This window comes from Cellulomonas sp. SLBN-39 (assembly GCF_006715865.1).
Taxonomy (GTDB): Bacteria; Actinomycetota; Actinomycetes; order Actinomycetales; family Cellulomonadaceae; genus Cellulomonas.
Genome location: NZ_VFOA01000001.1, coordinates 1,274,413 through 1,289,630 on the forward strand (window position 1 = coordinate 1,274,413; position 15,218 = coordinate 1,289,630).

Below are 15,218 nucleotides of genomic sequence, written 5' to 3' on the forward strand. Positions count from 1 at the left end.
CCGTCACCCCGCCAGGACCCGCAGCGTGCTCGGCCCCTGCCGGGTCGGGCGGACCTCGACGCGGTCGGCGATCGCCTGCTTGAGCGCCTCCACGTGCGAGACGACGCCGACGACCCGGCCGCCCGCGCGCAGCCGGCCCAGCTCGACGAGCACCTGGTCGAGCACGTGCGGGTCGAGCGCGCCGAAGCCCTCGTCGACGAACAGCGTGCCCAGCTCGATGCCGCCCGCCTCGGCCGTGACGACGTCGGCCATGCCCAGCGCCAGGCACAGCGACACGTAGAACGTCTCGCCGCCGGAGAGGGTCCGCGGGTCGCGCTCCTGCTCGGTCCGGTGGTCGACGACCCGCATCGACAGCCCCGTGGTGCGGGTGCGCACGTCCTCCTTGGCGTCCGAGCGCACGAGCTCGTACCGGCCGTCGGACATGACGCGCAGGCGGTCGTTCGCCGCCGCGACCACGTCCTCGAACCGCCGGGCCAGCACGTACGTCGGCAGCGACAGGGCCCGGGCGTTGTCGCCGCCGGTCCCTGCCGCCAGCGCCGCCATCCGCGCGACCGGGGCCGCGTGGGCGGCGGCCGTGTCGAGGGACCGGGCCGCCGCGAGCACGCGCGCGGCGGCCGTCGACGCCGCCCGGGCGCGCTCCCTCGTGACCCGGGCGCGGCCCGCGACGTCGTCCGCCGCGGCGCGGGCCGCCCGCTCGGCGGCACCCGTCGCGTCCAGGTCGACGGCCAGGTCCTCGGCCAGCGACGCGAGCGCGGGCTCGGCCAGACCGCCCAGCAGGCGCGCGCGCTCCGCGGCGACGTCCTGGACCTGGCGCTCGAGCGCGGCCAGCGCGTCGGGGGCGCACCACGCGTCGCGGGCCTCGTCCGCGGTCGAGAACCCGTGCTCGGCGAGCGCGGTCCGCAGCTCGGCCGTGCGGGCGGCGGCGTGCTCGGCCGCGGCACGCTCGTCGGCGAGGGCCTCCAGCAGGGCCGCCGCGAGGGAGGCCCGGGCGTCGAGCACCGCGTGCCGGGCAGCGACCGTCGGGTACCCGTCCCGCCCCTCGACGACCTCGGCCTCGGCGCGGTCGAGCTGCTCACGCCGGGCGACCAGCGCGAGCTCGGCGGTGCGCTGCTGGGCGTCGACCTCGTCCCGCAGCACGTGCCGGGCCTGCGTGGCGGCGTCGAAGGCCTCGGCCTGCGCGGCCAGGTCGGTCGCGGTCACGTCCGCCTGCTCGGCCTCGGCCAGCGCGGCCCGGGCCGCGTCCCGGGCGGCGGTGACGGCTGCCGTGTCCTGCCCGCCCGTCCGCGCGGCGAGCCCGGCGACGCGCTCCACCAGGGCCGCGTGGCGCGCACCCGCCTCGGCGAGCACCCGCTCGGCGCCTTCGCGCACCGCCTGCGCGGCGTCGACCTGCTCGTCCGTGACGTGGCCGTCCGGCACCGCGGCGGGCGCGGGGTGCTCGGTCGCACCGCACACCGGGCAGGCGCAGCCGGGGGTCAGCCCTGCGGCGAGCTCACCGGCGAGGCCGGCCACCCGCGCCGACCGCAGCTCCGCCTCGGCCCGGACGGCGGCGTGCGCGGCCCGGGCCGCCTCGTCGCGCGCGGCGGCCGCGACGGTCCGCTCGGCGTCGGCCGCCCGGTGCGCCTCGACGTCCTGGACGAGGCGCTCGGCGGCCTCCAGGCGTGCTGCGCGCTCGCCCGCCTCCGCGGCGGTGGCCCGTGCCGACTCCAGCCGCGTCACGAGCGCGGCACGACCCGCGGGGCGCCCGGCGAGCCACGCGTCGGCGAGCGCGACCTCGCTGCGCAGGTCGTCCAGCACCGCCGCCAGGGCGCGCACCTCGTGCCGGTCGGCGTCGAGCCGGGCCTCCACGGCCACGAGGCGCTCGAGCCGGGCCGCGTCGTCCGCGGCGGCGGACCGCGCGGCCTCGACCGGGTCGCGCCACCCCGGTCCGGGCTCGCCGGGCGGGAGCAGGTCGGCCGGGGCGGCGTCGACGGCGGCCGCGAGGGCCTTCCGGGCGGCCGCGTGGGCGGTCGTCGCGTCGTCCGCACCCGTCAGGACGGGCCGGACGGCGGCGGCGGCGCGGGCCGCGACGAGGCGGCGGGCGTCGGCGGCGTGCTCCTCGGCGTCGGCGTCGAGCCGGGCGAGTCCCGTGCGCAGCACGGCGCGGCGCTCGACGAGCGCGGCGGTCGCGCGGGCGGCCTCGTGCGCGTCGCGCGCCCGCTCCCACGCGGCGGTCGCCGCGACCGACGCGACCTCCTCGTCGTCGGCCTGACGGCCGAGGTCAGCCGTCGTCGACCCCACCACGGCGCCCACCCGGTCCGCCACCCGCGTGCCGGCGACCGCCTCGTCGAGCAGACCGCGCACCCGCACGGCGTCGTCGTCGGGGAGCGCGCACGCCCCGAGCAGGTGGGCGACGGCCTCGGCGAGGTCGGCGCGCGCGGCGTCCACGGCGCGGTCGGCCTCGCGGCGCATCTGCGCCAGCTGCTTCTGCACCTGCTCGTACACCTGGGTGCCGAAGATCTTCTGCAGCAGCCCGCGACGGTCCTCGGGGTTGGCGCGCAGGAACCGCGCGAACTCCCCCTGCGGCAGCACGATGGTCTGCACGAACTGGGTGCGGTCGAGCCCGACCACGCGCTGCAGCTCGGCCCCGACCTCGTCCAGACGCGTGCCGAGCAGGGTGCCGACCGTCTCGAGCACGTCCGGGCCGGCGGCCGGGTCCACGTCGGCGGGCAGGCGCCAGGCCTTGACGCTCGCCTGGGCGGTCGTGGTGCCGGCACCGCGACGCTTCGCCCGCTGGTACGCCGGGGTGCGTCGCACCCGGTGGACGCCCGCGGCGGTCTCGAAGACCAGCTCGACGACGCTCTCCACGTCGTCCGGCGCGTACGCCGAGCGCAGCCGCTCCTCGGACGCGTCGGCCCCCGCCACCTTGCCGTACAGCGCGAACACGACGGCGTCGATGAGCGTGGACTTGCCGGCCCCGGTGGGCCCTTCGAGGAGGAAGAGGCCGGACGTGCCGAGCGCGTCGAAGTCGACGGTGTGCCGGCCCGCGAACGGGCCGATGGCCTGGACGGTCAGCGAGCGCAGCCGCATCAGGCGCTCCGCTCCGCGGCCGCGACCAGCTCGTGCGCCCGCCGCAGCACGTCGAGCTCGGCGGCGTCCGGACGCGCGCCCGTGACGTGGTGGACGAAGTCGGCGGCGACGTCCACCGGGTCCGCCGCCGCGGTGACCAGGGCGGCACCCGCGGCGGGCACGACCCGGTCGGGCCGGTGCTGGACGACGAGCGCGTGGGGGAACCGCTCGCGCACGCGCCGGAACAGGTCGGCCGGTCGGGCGTCGTCGGTGACCGTGACCCGCGCCCACGCGTCGACGTGCGGCTCGCCGGCGGCACCCAGCAGCTCGTCGAGGGTGCCGCTGACGTCGGCGAGGCGGCGCGGCACGGGGGCCGGCACCAGCGTCGTCGTCGGCTCGTCGCCCGCGAGGTCGACCAGCACGGTCGACTTGGTCTGGTGCAGCTCGGAGAACGAGTACGCGAGCGGCGACCCCGAGTACCGCAGCACCGTGGGGCCGGCGCCGGTCACCGCCTGCGGGCCGTGCAGGTGCCCGAGCGCGACGTAGCCGACGCCCGCGAACACGTCGGACGTCACGTGGTCGACGCCGCCGACGCGGATGTCCCGCTCGGACTCGCTGGCCCGGCCCCCCACGACGAACGCGTGCGCGGCCACGACCGTGCGTGCGGGCCGCGCACCCGCCGCCGACCGCCGCGCGACGTCCGCGCGCACGCGGTCCATCGCCGCCGCGGTCACCGCCTGGTGCGACCGGGCCATCGGGCGGCGCGCCCCGGACTCGTCGACCGTCCCGAGCTCGCCGCGCACCGCGTCCGGGTCGAGGTACGGCAGCCCGTAGACCAGCACGTCCCCCGCCGCGGACGGGAGCACCACCGGCTCGTCGAGCGCGGCCACGCGGGTGCGCACGCGCACGCGCTCACGCATCAGCGCCGCGCCGAAGCCGAGGCGGGTCGCGGAGTCGTGGTTGCCGGAGGTCACGACGACGGTCGCGTGCTCGGCCAGCCGGGCGAGCGTGTCGGACAGCAGCGTCACGGCCTCGACCGGCGGGATCGCGCGGTCGTACACGTCACCGGCGACGACCACGGCGTCGACCGCCTCGGCCCGCACCACGTCGACGAGGTGGTCGAGGTAGGCGGCCTGGTGGTCGAGCAGGTCCACGCCGTGCAGGGTGCGGCCCAGGTGCCAGTCGGAGGTGTGGAGCAGCCGCATGCCCCGGACGCTATCCGAGGCGTCCGACACCCCGGCCCCGACGCTCAGGCGTCGTCGTCGGGGATCGCCCCGGACAGCCCGATGATCTCCAGGACGTCGCGCAGCACCCCGCGCGGGTCGCGCAGCGTCAGGGGCACCTGCGCCTCGGTGGCCGCCAGGTGGAGCTGGAGGACGAACGCCACGCCCGAGGAGTCGATGAACGTCGCGTCGGTCGCGTCGACGACCACGGGGACGCCGCTCATGAGGGCCATGCCCATCGACGCGCTGGCCTCGTCCCGCAGCGACGCGTCGATCTCGCCCACCAGCCGGACGACCGCGCGGCCGTCGTGCTGCTCGACGCGGATCGCGTGGACCACCTCGTCGAAGGCGTCCGTGCCCGTCACTGTCAGCTCTGCCATGCGCGCGCTCGTGCTCCTCGTCAAGTCGTCTGCGGTACGTCGTCGGACCGGTCCTGCGACGGCCGGGGCGACCGTACCCGCTGGCTGGGACATCGACACCTGGAACGACCGGCACCGCCCGGGTGTTCCCAGGATCACCCGCCCGCACGACCAGCGGTTGACCACCGCTTGACCGGCAGGCGAACGTCCGCGGGCGTCGGGCACCCCGACGGTCAGCCGATCTGCACCGTCCCGACGCCGGGGAGGTCGCCGAACCGTGCCCGCGCGTCCCGGGTCACGACCGCTCGGCCGTGCTCGGCCGCGTGCGCCGCGATGATCAGGTCGTGCGCACCGCGCGGCGCCCCGAGCCTGCGGACGTGGGCGAGGAGGCGTGCGTGCTCGGCAGCGGTGCGGGCCGTGTAGTCCAGGACCGTCGTCACGTCCAGGACGACGGCCAGGACGCGGGCACGACCGGCAGCCTGCTCCGCCGTCCGCGCGAGCTCGATCCCGGTGCGGAACTCGGCGACGGTGAGAGCGGCGATCGCGACGTCGTCGTCGTCCAGCGCCCGGGGGTCGGGCAGGGTGCCACGCTCCATCTCGATCAGCGTGTTCGTGTCGAGGATCAGCCGTCCCCCCACGGGTCCCTCTCGTCGGCGACCACCAGGGCCCGGGCCGCGGCGATGTCGCCGGCCATCTGGTCGTCCAGGCCCCCGGCGCCCGCGAGCGCCTCGCGCAGGCGCCGGCCGGTCGAGGGTGCCGCGGGCCGGATCTCGGCGACCACGGTGCCGGCGCGCGTGATGGAGACCACCTCGCCGCGCTCGACGGCGTCGAGGAGCTCGGAGAACCCTCGGGAGGCCGTGGTGGCGGTGACGGTGCGCACGTCCCGATCGTAGCTCGGGATCAGAGAATCAGACAGGCGTCCGACGCTCAGTCGGGGGTGATCTCGGCGACGCGGCCGTCCTCGACGTGCCAGCGGCGCGTCAGGCGGACGGTGTCGAGCATCCGCCGGTCGTGCGTGACCAGCAGGACCGTGCCGTCGAACTCCTCGAGCGCCTGCTCGAGCTGCTCGATCGCCGGCAGGTCCAGGTGGTTGGTCGGCTCGTCCAGCACCAGCAGGTTCACCCCGCGGGCCTGGAGCAGCGCGAGCGCGGCCCGGGTGCGCTCCCCCGGCGACAGCGACGCCACGGGCCGGGTCACGTGGTGCCCGCCGAGGCCGAACTTGGCCAGCAGCGTGCGCACGTCCGCGGTGGTCCAGTCCGGCACCTGGCGGGCGAACGCGGTGCCCAGCGGCTCGTCGCCCTCGAAGGCGGCCCGGGCCTGGTCGACCTCGCCGACCAGCACCCCGGAGCCGAGGTCGACGCGACCCTCGTCGGGGGTCAGGCGCCCGAGCAGCAGGCCCAGCAGGGTCGTCTTGCCGGCGCCGTTCGGCCCCGTGATCGCGACCCGGTCGGTGCGGTCGAGCTGCACGTCCACCGGCCCGAGCACGAACGACCCGCGCCGGACCACGGCGGCACGGACGGCCGCGACGACGTCCCCGGACCGCGGCCCGCTGGCGATCGTCATGCGCAGCTGCCACTCCTTGCGGGGCTCGGCCACCACGTCGAGGCGCTCGATCAGCCGCTCCGTCTGGCGGGCCTTGGCGGCCTGCTTCTCGGACGCGTCGGCGCGGAACTTGCGGCCGATCTTGTCGTTGTCGCCCGCCTTGCGGCGCGCGTTCTTCACGCCCTTGGCCATCCACGCGCGCTGGCGGCGCGCCCGCTGCTCCAGCGCGTCACGGCGGCCCGCGTAGTCCTCGTACGCCTCGCGGGCCTGGCGCCGGGCCGTCGAGCGCTCCTCCAGGTACGCGTCGTAGGAGCCGCCGTACACGGCCACCCGCTGCAGCGACCGGTCGATCTCGACGACGGACGTCACGGTGCGCGAGAGGAACTCCCGGTCGTGGCTGACCACGACGACGGGCGCCGTCGCGCGGTGCACGAACTCCTCCAGACGCTCGAGCCCGTCGAGGTCCAGGTCGTTGGTCGGCTCGTCGAGCAGGTACAGGTCGTACCGGGACAGCAGCAGCGCCGCGAGCCCGACCCGGGCGGCCTGCCCGCCGGACAGCGCCGTCATCGGGTGCTCCAGGTCGACGTCGAGGCCCAGGTCGGCCAGGACGGAGCCGGTGCGCGCGTCGAGGTCGCCGCCGCCGAGCGCCATCCACCGCTCGAGCGCGTCGCCGAACTCCTCGTCGGCGCCCGGCTCCCCCGCGCCCAGCCGCTCGGCCGCGGCGTCCATGGCCACCTGCGCCGGGCCGACGCCGGTGCGGCGCTCCAGGTAGGCCCGCACCGACGCGTCCGCGCGGTCGACCTCCTGCGCCAGCAGCCCGAGCTGCGCGTGCGGCGGCGAGACCTGCACCACGCCCGCCTCGGGGGCGCGCAGGCCCGCGAGCACGTGCAGCAGCGTCGACTTGCCCGCACCGTTCGGTCCGACCAGGCCGATCACGTCCCCCGGGGCGACGACGAGGTCGAGCCCGGAGAACAGCTCGCGGTCGCCGAAGCCGGCCGCGACCCCCTTGGCCTGCACGGTGGCGCTCATGGCGCCATTCAACAGCGTCGCGGGGCCCGGCCCGTCGCCCGGCGGGCGTCAGGCCTGCGGCTCGGACACGTCCGCGACGGTCGCGCCCAGCACCCGCACGAGGTCGTCCGCGGCGAGCGTCACGCCCACGCCGTGCCCGCCGCCGCCGATCGACACGGTCCGCCCCACGGCCCGCTCGTCGACGACCACCGGCCACGTGCGCGTCGTCCCGAACGGCGTGATCGTGCCCCGCTCGAACCCCGTCACCGCGAGCGCGGTCGCCGCGTCGGGCATCGACATGCGGCTGACGCCGAGGAGGGCGCGCAGGCGCGGCCAGGAGATCGCGCGGTCGCCGGGCAGCAGGACGAGGAGGAAGTCGTCGTCACCGCGGCGCACGACGATGGTCTTGAGCAGGTCCGCGGGCGCGATGCCCCGGGCGGCGGCGGCCTCCGCGAGGGAGCCGACGCGGCCGTGCCGGGTGCGGGTGTACGCGACGCCGGCGGCGTCGAGGGCCGCGACGACCCGCGCCTCCCCCTCGGTGCTCAGCCCGGCGCCCGGTGGGGCGGGGCTCGGCTCGGTCACACCCTCATGGTCGCACGGTCACCGCCAGCCCTGAGCCCGACGGACCTCGCGCCCGCCACTGCGTCGCCGACACGACGGGTCGCGGACGCAGAGAGCGCGAGGGTCCCGGATCGCCATCGCCACGCCACGATCAGCCGTCGGACGCCGATCACCGTAGGTAACGATTGCATAACACCCCCCCGAGAAGGTGAACCGGCCACGAGGAGCGTCGGCGATCGGTACCGTCATGGCTCGATTAACTCCGCTACTGATCACATCAACTGCACGGGAGACGCCATGAAGACCACTTTGCGCACAATCCTCACACTGGCCGTCGCCGCAACGTGCACCATGCTTGTCGCACCGGCGGCGCAGGCGGTCTGCGATGCAGGTCACATGTGCATCTACGTCAACAACGACTACTCGGGCACCATGCGCGGATTTTCCAACTCGAAGCTGAGCTGGGGTGGTTTCGGGCTCGACGACAAGGCGTCGTCCGCCTCGGCCAACGGCACTTCTTGCTCGAAGAGCTACTACTACGACAACAGGGACTGGACAGGGGACTACTTCTACCTGAACTCCTACACGATCACAGGCGCCAACTACCAGGACCCGAACCTGAGCAACGGAGCCGGGTACGGCACCTGGGCCACGAATAACGCGAACGACAAGATCTCCTCGGCGAACTTCGCGTCGTGCAGCTGATCCCGCGAGCCACCCGCGGATCGCGGTCCCTCCCGATCGCGATCCGCGGGGTCACCCTGACGGTCACGACAGCCTGCCTGATGGCCGCGTGCACCAGCGGGGCCCCTGATGCCGCACCGCGGCCGGACGCCGGTGCGACGTCAGCCGCACTGGCGGCAGGCGTGTCGCTCGTGGCGGAGCTCGACCCCGACGCGGGCTCGATCGCGCTCCCGTTCGACCAGTTCATGCCGACGTTCGACGACTCGGAGGTCCTGGACCTCGCGACGCAGCTCGAAGCCGCCTCCTGCGCGGGCGACCAGGGTGTGCACTACCGGATCCCTGCACGCGACACCCCGCCGGAGTACTCGCAAGACACGCTGGACGGGCCCTGGACGATCGCGCAGGCCGAGCGGTTCGCCTTCGTCCGGCCGATGACCGACGCCGACCTGAGGGGCAACGGGGTCGTCGGCGCGCCCGAGGCAGGCCCTGCCGTCGAGCGGACGGACACCGTGCTCGCCGACATCCCGGCCGAGAGTCCTCATCGCGAGATCGTCGAGGACTGCTTCGCCGCGAACGAGATCACGGACAGGTTCGGCTCCGCGCAGAGCCCGTCCGGCCCGTGGATGACGGAGATGAGCGCCGCCGTCACCGCCGCCCAGGCCTCCGACGAGGCGGATGCGCTCCGCTCCGAGCTGCGGGCGTGCTACGAGCAGCGCGGCATCGCGGTCGACACGTCCGCGTTCGACGCCGGGCGCCTCGGAGACACGGCCGGCGTCGCCGGCGCCGACTCGTCCCTCATCGACGCGCAGCAGATCGAGCTGGCGATCGCTGTCGTCGAGTGCAAGAACGACGTCGGCTACACCGAACGGGCGGCCGCCCTGGTCGCTCAGGCGCAGGCGCCGGTCGTCGTCGCCTACCTGGACGAGCTGCGCGCCTTCGCCACGGAGCTCGAGTCCACCAGGGACGAGGCGGAGCAGATCATCACCGAGCACGCGGACCTGACCACCACGTGGTGAACGAGCCGAGCCGACCGCACCGAGCGCGATGGCTGGTGCTCTGGGTCGTCGCGTCCGTCCTGCTCGCGGGCGGCGCCTACGCCGTCGGTGCCGGCGTGCGGTCGCCCTTCGAGGAGGCCGCTGCCAACAGTCAGGCATCCGTCCCGGTGACTGCCACCGTCTCGGAACGCACCGTGACGTCCGAGGAGTCGGTCGTGACCGGGACCGCGGCGACAGGAACCACCCGTGAGGTGACGCGCGCGGCCGAGGCAAGGACGATCGTCACCGCGGTGTCCGCAACCCCAGGGGACACCCTGCAGGCGGGGGCGTCTCCGGTCGAGATCAACAGCCGTCCCCTGATCGCCCTCACGCTGCCCTTCGACCTCTTCCGTGATCTGACGCCCGGGCTCGAAGGGTCGGACGTCTCGGCGGTGCAGGCGAGCCTGCAGGAGCTCGGCATGTACGACGGTGCGATCGACGGCGTGTTCGGGGCCAAGACGTCCGCTGCCGTCCGGTCGTTGTACGCGGGCGCCGGTGCACGCGCTCCGGAACCACCGCCAGGTGCCCTCGAGGCGCTCGACGCGGCGACGGCCGCCCTCGCGGAGGCGCAGGCGGCCAGGACGGATCAGGCCGACGAGGGCCCCGTCGACGACTCCACCTCGTCGGACCGCGCGGTTGCCGGCGCACGGGTCGCCCTCGCCAGGGCGCAGGCGGCGGCTGACACGCCACTTCCCTTCTCCGAGGTCCTCTCCCTGCCCACCGGGGCCACCACCGTCGTCGACGTCGCAGGGCTCGGCACGGACGTGAGCGAACAGACGCTCCTCACGATCAGGTCGGGGAGCGCCACGGTGACGGCGCGCGCATCGGTCTCGGCCGCCGACCAGCTCGAGGCGGGGGATCCCGCCACGATCACCGATGCCGCAGACACGCAGGTCGCCGTCACTGCGACCGTCACGTCGGCCAGCGAGTTCAAGCCCGCCTCCACCGACGGGGGCTCGCCCCCGGGCTACGACGTGACGCTTGCTCTGACCGAGTCCCCGTTCGCGGACGGCGCGCTGGTCGTCGTCACGCCGGCCGAGGCGGCCGCGTCGACCACGGGGCCCGCAGTCCCGGCCACGGCGCTGCGGCAGGACGAGCAGGGCGAGTACGTCGAACGCGCGGGAGGCAGAGAACGCGTGGCGGTGAAGGTGCTCGCGACGGGCGGCGGTTGGGCGGTCGTCGAGTCGTCCGCGCTCGACATCGGCGACGTCGTCCTGGTCAGCGGCTGATGGGAGCGGCGATCCGCGCCCCGTGCCGTCACGAAGACCTACCCCGGCAGGCCGCCGACACAGGTCCTGCGCGGCGTGGACCTCGAGGTCGAGGACGGGGAGCGCCTGGCGATCTTCGGTCGCTCGGGAGCGGGGAAGTCGACCCTGCTGAACATCCTCGGTCTGCTGGACGTCCCCTCGGCTGGAACCTACGAGGTCCTCGGCGTGGACACGCTGGCCCTGTCGGCGTCTGCGCGTGACAAGCATCGATCGTCCGACCTGGGCTTCATCTTCCAGGAGCACCGGGTCCTCGGCGCCCGGACCGTCGCGGAGAACCTGGCGATCAGGCTCTCGATCGCGCGGACGCCGCAGCGAGACCGGGGCCGCCTGGTGAACGACGCTCTGGGGCAGGTCGCCCTCGAGCACCGGCGCGACGCCCCAGGGCGGTTGCTCTCCGGTGGCGAGAAGCAGCGGCTCGCCGTCGCCCGCGCGATCCTGACGAACCCCCGCGTCCTGCTTGCCGACGAACCGACGGGCAATCTCGACCGCGGGAACGCCGACAGGATCCTCGAGCTGTTCGACGCGCAGGCGGCCCGCGGCGTCGCGGTCGTCGTCATCACCCACGACCCCAGCACCGCGGGGTGGGCCGACCGGTCGGTCGAGCTCGACGCGGGTGTCCTGACCGAGCGGGGTGCTCCATGACACTCTCGACCGTCACGGACCTGATCCGCGACGTGCTGGTCGAGATGCACACGCGGCACGCACGCACCGCTCTCATGGCAGCGGGTGTCGCACTCGCGACAGGAGCCCTCGTCGCGTCGCTGTCGATCTCCCGGCTCGCGGCGACCCAGATCGACACGGACCTGGCGGCGACGGCCACCAGGACCGTCACGGTCGCGCGCGTGACGACCGAGCAGGACGCGGGCGACGCGACCTTTCCGGAAGACGCTGCGTCCATCGCGTCGGGCCTCCCGCTGGTGGAGGCAGCAGGGCTGCGGCTGGACCTGACCGGCAAGACGAGCGTGACCGTCCGCACGGACGACCCTGTGCTGGGACCCGACGTCGACGGGCTCGTCGTCGCCGGCATCACGAGCGGCTACCCGGCCGCCGTCGGGGCGGAACCGGCCACGACGGCGTGGATGCTGGACGGCGAGCACCCCGTGGTCCTGCTGGGTCCCGGCGCTGCCGAGGCCCTGGACGTACCCGTCTCCGCCGATCCGACGGGGCACGGCGTCTGGGTCAACGGCGTGCGGCACCAGGTCGTCGGGTTCTTGGTCGGCTCGCCGGTCGTGGACGGTCTCGTGGCCCTGCCGTACCCGCGGGTCGAGAAGGAGCTGTCCACGGATGCAGACGCCACGATGACGGTGCTGACCGAGCCAGGCGCCTCGGGTCCGGTGTCCGCAGCGATCAGGGCTGCACTGCGACCGGACGTGCCGGCCGTGCTGCGCACGTCCGTCGTGGTCGATGCGAGCGAGGTCCGCCGCGGCGTCGCCACCCAGCTCGACCGCCTGACCGCAGGGATCGGCGCGCTCCTCCTCGCGCTGACCATGCTGCTCATCGCCAACTCGATGGTCGTCTCGGTGATGTCCCGCACGGCCGAGATCGGCCTCCGACGTGCCATGGGTGCGTCGCGCAGCGGGATTGCCGCGCTCGTGCTCCTCGAGGCTGCGGTGTCCGGGGTCGTCGGCGGGGTCTCCGGATCGGCTGTCGCGGCTGTCGTCGTGCTCGTCGCCGCCGTGGCCAACAGCTGGACCGCGCACATGGACGTCGGGGTGCTCGCGCTGGCACCCGTGGTCGGCCTCGGCGTCGCGACACTCGCATCCGTGTACCCGGCGTTGCGTGCTGCGGCAGTTCAACCCGCGACCGCCGTGCGCTCCGACTGAGCACGACCCGGGCCGCCCCGCCGGCGGCGACGGTCCTGCCCGGACCCGGGGTACGGCAGATCGTCGCCGCGCTGCCCAGCCGTGTCAGCGACGTGCCAGCAACGCGCGCAGCTCGTCGACGACCGCCGACACCCACGCCGCGACACGCGCTCGCATGCCGCTGCCGGGACACCCGGACCTTGCCGCGACGCCTCGGGCGAAGCGGTCCCACTCGGTGTCGGGCGACCAGGCGTGGTCGGGTGCGGGACGCGGATCCGGGAGCCACTCCTCGTGCGGCGTCCAGGACGCCTGGGGCGGCGCAGCCGGACGCTGCGAACCGTCGCCTCCGGCGGCCCGGAGGCTGCGCTCGTGGGGGGCGGGCTCACCTGCACGGCCCCCGCTGCGCTGCCACACGTCGCCGGGGGTCTGCGCCCAGCCGTCCTTGTGGCGGCGCGGGGGCTGGGGGGCGTCGGGCACGGTCACGTCGCACCTCCTGGCGCCGGTCGGGCGTCGGGCGTCGACGCGTCCCCCAGCATGGCGGTCGCGGACGTCCGATTCCTCCTGGTTCACCCGAAGGTGTCACGGCGTGTCGCACGGACGCCGCACCGGTCAGGCGCGGTTCGCGGCGTCCCCCGCCGGCGCCGGGAGCGCGGAGCGGAGCGGGACGACGAGCTCGGCGGTGGTCCCGCTCACGCCGTCGGAGTCCAGGTGCACGGTGGCGTTGTTGCGCAGGGCCAGCTCGCGGACGAGCGCGAGCCCCAGCCCGACGCCGGGCACGGACCGCTCGACGGCGTCGGGCGCGCGGTAGAACCGGTCGAAGACGCGGGCGAGCTCGTCCGGGTCGATGCCGCTGCCGGTGTCGGCCACCCGGATCCGCACGCTCCTGCCGTCGGACAGGACGTCGACCCGCACCTGCCCCCCGGGCGGGGTGAACTTCAGGGCGTTGCCGAGCAGGTTCGCGACGATCCGCTCGAGGTCCTCGACGACGAACGGGACCTGGACGCAGACGGACCGTGCGGCGCGCAGGTCGACCCCCCGCTCGTGGGCGACGGGGAGCTGGTCCTCCACGCAGCGGCGCAGGAGCGGGTCGAGGTCGACGTCGACGGGCACGCGTTCGGCGCGGGAGCCGAGCGCGAGCAGGTCCTCGACGAGGACGGACAGCCGGCGGGCGTTGCGCTCGACGACCGCGAGGTGCTCGCGCTGGGCCTCCGTGAGGTCGCCCTCGTCCTCCAGCAGCTCGGTGAACCCGACGATGCTGGTGATGGGCGTGCGCAGCTCGTGGCTGACGGCGGAGACGAAGTCGTCCTTCTGGCGGGAGACCGCGCGCAGGCGCTCGGCGGCGCGGCGCTCGTGGCTCAGCGCCCGGCGGACCGCGACGTCCGCCTGGTGGCGCTCGGTGACGTCGACGAGCTGCGCGGTGACGAGCCACTCCCCGCTGGGCCGCACGCGCCGCGTGACGATGAGCTCGACCTGCCGCGCGTCGAGCCCGGGGGTCCCGAAGTCCGAGTAGCTCTCCCCGTCGGGAGCGAGGGCGGCCTGCCGGACGGCGCGGCGCAGCGCGCGGACGTGCGCCCCGTCGTCGTCGGGGACGGCGGGCGGCTCGTCGAGGGCGCTGCCGTCGACGACCAGGGGGATGGCGCCCCCGAGGAGCTCGACGGCGCGGGCGTTGCTCTGCAGGACCCGCAGGTCGCCGTCGGAACGCTCGTGCATGATGACGAGACCGACCTGCGCGTCGAGGACGCCCCCCTGCAGCAGCTGCTGGCGCGCGGCGCGCTCCTCGACGGCGAGGAGCTGCTCGGTGCGGGTCGCGGACAGCAGCAGGACGGAGGCGGCGAACGTCACGAGGAAGGCCTGGACGACGAAGTTCCGCTGCAGGTCGGTCAGCGCGGCGTTGCCGGCGAACGGCCCCAGGCCGAGGGTGGTGAGGGTCGTCACCGCCACCGCGACGCCGACGAGCTGCACCGCCACGACCCGGGCGGAGTGCGCCAGCGCACCCCAGACCAGCACCGGCATGACCGCGAACGACAGCGGTGGTGCGCCCGGGGTCCCGAAGACGAGGGCGACCACGAGGACGAGCGCCGCCCACTGCGCGGCGCCGCTGCGCGGCCCCCGGGTGGCGGTCCCGCGCACGGCCGGTGCGGCGAGCGGGACGATCGTGACGATCGCCGAGGCGTGGCTGGCGACGACGGCCGGGGCCGTGGCCCAGAAGTCACCGCCGGCGAGGGTGGTCACCCAGAGGCCGGCGAGGGCCCCGGCGACGAGGGCGCCGACGGTCGCGGCGCCGAGGAAGGCGCGCACGTCGCGCACGGACTGCATGCGGAAGGGGCCGCGGCGACGCAGCAGCGCGACGACGACGAACGCCTCCACGCCGTTCGTCGCGCCGTACGCGAACGACAGCGCCGGGGAGCGACCGGCGACGAGGTTGGAGGCCGCCGTGACCACCACGACCGCGAGGCACACGACCCACGTCCACCGTGCGGGCGCCGCGAGCACCGCCAGCACGGCGGCCCCGGCGGCCGGCCACCAGGCGGACGTGGGCTGCCCGGAGGACGCCATCTGGACCGCGGCGACGCCCAGCAGGTAGGCCAGGCCCAGCATCACCGCGACGCGCAGCGCGGCTCCCTGCGGGGACGGGCGCTGCCCGTCGGCGTCCGACATGAGCCCCCACCCCGCCCGTGCACCGTGGTGCCGA

General features: G+C 75.3%; 13 protein-coding genes. 5 read left to right on the forward strand and 8 right to left on the reverse strand.

Annotation, left to right across the window (positions count from 1 at the left end):
• Window positions 1-3: 3 nt before the first annotated feature.
• The 7 genes from FBY24_RS05775 to FBY24_RS05805 all read right to left on the reverse strand — a co-directional run bounded on the left by FBY24_RS05775 (window position 4) and on the right by FBY24_RS05805 (window position 7,759).
• The gene (locus FBY24_RS05775; RefSeq protein ID WP_142158848.1) at window positions 4-3,066 is read right to left on the reverse strand and encodes an AAA family ATPase; all 3,063 of its coding nucleotides are present in this window, start codon (window positions 3,064-3,066) and stop codon (window positions 4-6) included.
• The gene (locus tag FBY24_RS05780) at window positions 3,066-4,250 is read right to left on the reverse strand and encodes an exonuclease SbcCD subunit D (protein ID WP_142158850.1); all 1,185 of its coding nucleotides are present in this window, start codon (window positions 4,248-4,250) and stop codon (window positions 3,066-3,068) included. The genes FBY24_RS05775 and FBY24_RS05780 overlap by 1 nt, the downstream gene beginning before the upstream one ends.
• A gap of 44 nt (window positions 4,251-4,294) precedes the next feature.
• A complete protein-coding gene (locus FBY24_RS05785) occupies window positions 4,295-4,648 on the reverse strand; it encodes an STAS domain-containing protein (protein ID WP_142158852.1) in 354 nt (117 codons plus the stop codon).
• Window positions 4,649-4,860: 212 nt separating this feature from the next.
• The gene (locus FBY24_RS05790) at window positions 4,861-5,265 is read right to left on the reverse strand and encodes a PIN domain-containing protein (RefSeq protein ID WP_142158854.1); all 405 of its coding nucleotides are present in this window, start codon (window positions 5,263-5,265) and stop codon (window positions 4,861-4,863) included.
• Window positions 5,250-5,507 (reverse strand): type II toxin-antitoxin system Phd/YefM family antitoxin, encoded by a 258-nt coding sequence (locus FBY24_RS05795; RefSeq protein ID WP_142158856.1) that lies wholly within the window; start codon window positions 5,505-5,507, stop codon window positions 5,250-5,252. Before FBY24_RS05795 ends, FBY24_RS05790 begins: the two co-directional genes overlap by 16 nt.
• A 47-nt stretch (window positions 5,508-5,554) precedes the next feature.
• Window positions 5,555-7,198 carry an ABC-F family ATP-binding cassette domain-containing protein gene (locus tag FBY24_RS05800; protein ID WP_142158858.1) on the reverse strand — a complete coding sequence of 548 codons (1,644 nt, stop codon included), beginning with the start codon at window positions 7,196-7,198 and terminating at the stop codon, window positions 5,555-5,557.
• Window positions 7,199-7,246: 48 nt separating this feature from the next.
• Window positions 7,247-7,759 carry an aminoacyl-tRNA deacylase gene (locus FBY24_RS05805; protein ID WP_255432254.1) on the reverse strand — a complete coding sequence of 171 codons (513 nt, stop codon included), beginning with the start codon at window positions 7,757-7,759 and terminating at the stop codon, window positions 7,247-7,249.
• 330 nt (window positions 7,760-8,089) lie between these two features.
• Here FBY24_RS05805 and FBY24_RS18930 point away from each other — a divergent pair, with 330 nt between their 5' ends.
• From FBY24_RS18930 to FBY24_RS05830, 5 genes are all read left to right on the forward strand, one after another.
• Window positions 8,090-8,443, forward strand: a complete 354-nt coding sequence (locus FBY24_RS18930) for a peptidase inhibitor family I36 protein (protein ID WP_255432498.1) — start codon at window positions 8,090-8,092, stop codon at window positions 8,441-8,443.
• Between the two features lie 161 nt (window positions 8,444-8,604).
• On the forward strand, window positions 8,605-9,438 hold the full coding sequence (locus tag FBY24_RS05815; protein ID WP_160158441.1) for a hypothetical protein: 834 nt from the start codon (window positions 8,605-8,607) through the stop codon (window positions 9,436-9,438).
• 269 nt (window positions 9,439-9,707) lie between these two features.
• Complete coding sequence (locus FBY24_RS05820; protein ID WP_160158442.1) at window positions 9,708-10,685, forward strand: peptidoglycan-binding domain-containing protein; 978 nt, start codon at window positions 9,708-9,710, stop codon at window positions 10,683-10,685.
• A 75-nt stretch (window positions 10,686-10,760) separates the two neighbouring features.
• Window positions 10,761-11,366, forward strand: a complete 606-nt coding sequence (locus FBY24_RS05825) for an ABC transporter ATP-binding protein (protein ID WP_255432255.1) — start codon at window positions 10,761-10,763, stop codon at window positions 11,364-11,366.
• Window positions 11,363-12,547 (forward strand): ABC transporter permease, encoded by a 1,185-nt coding sequence (locus FBY24_RS05830; RefSeq protein ID WP_142158868.1) that lies wholly within the window; start codon window positions 11,363-11,365, stop codon window positions 12,545-12,547. Before FBY24_RS05825 ends, FBY24_RS05830 begins: the two co-directional genes overlap by 4 nt.
• Before the next feature lie 588 nt (window positions 12,548-13,135).
• On the opposite strand, the gene FBY24_RS05835 is transcribed toward FBY24_RS05830, so the two are convergent.
• The gene (locus tag FBY24_RS05835) at window positions 13,136-15,184 is read right to left on the reverse strand and encodes an ATP-binding protein (protein ID WP_160158443.1); all 2,049 of its coding nucleotides are present in this window, start codon (window positions 15,182-15,184) and stop codon (window positions 13,136-13,138) included.
• Between the last annotated feature and the right edge of the window lie 34 nt (window positions 15,185-15,218).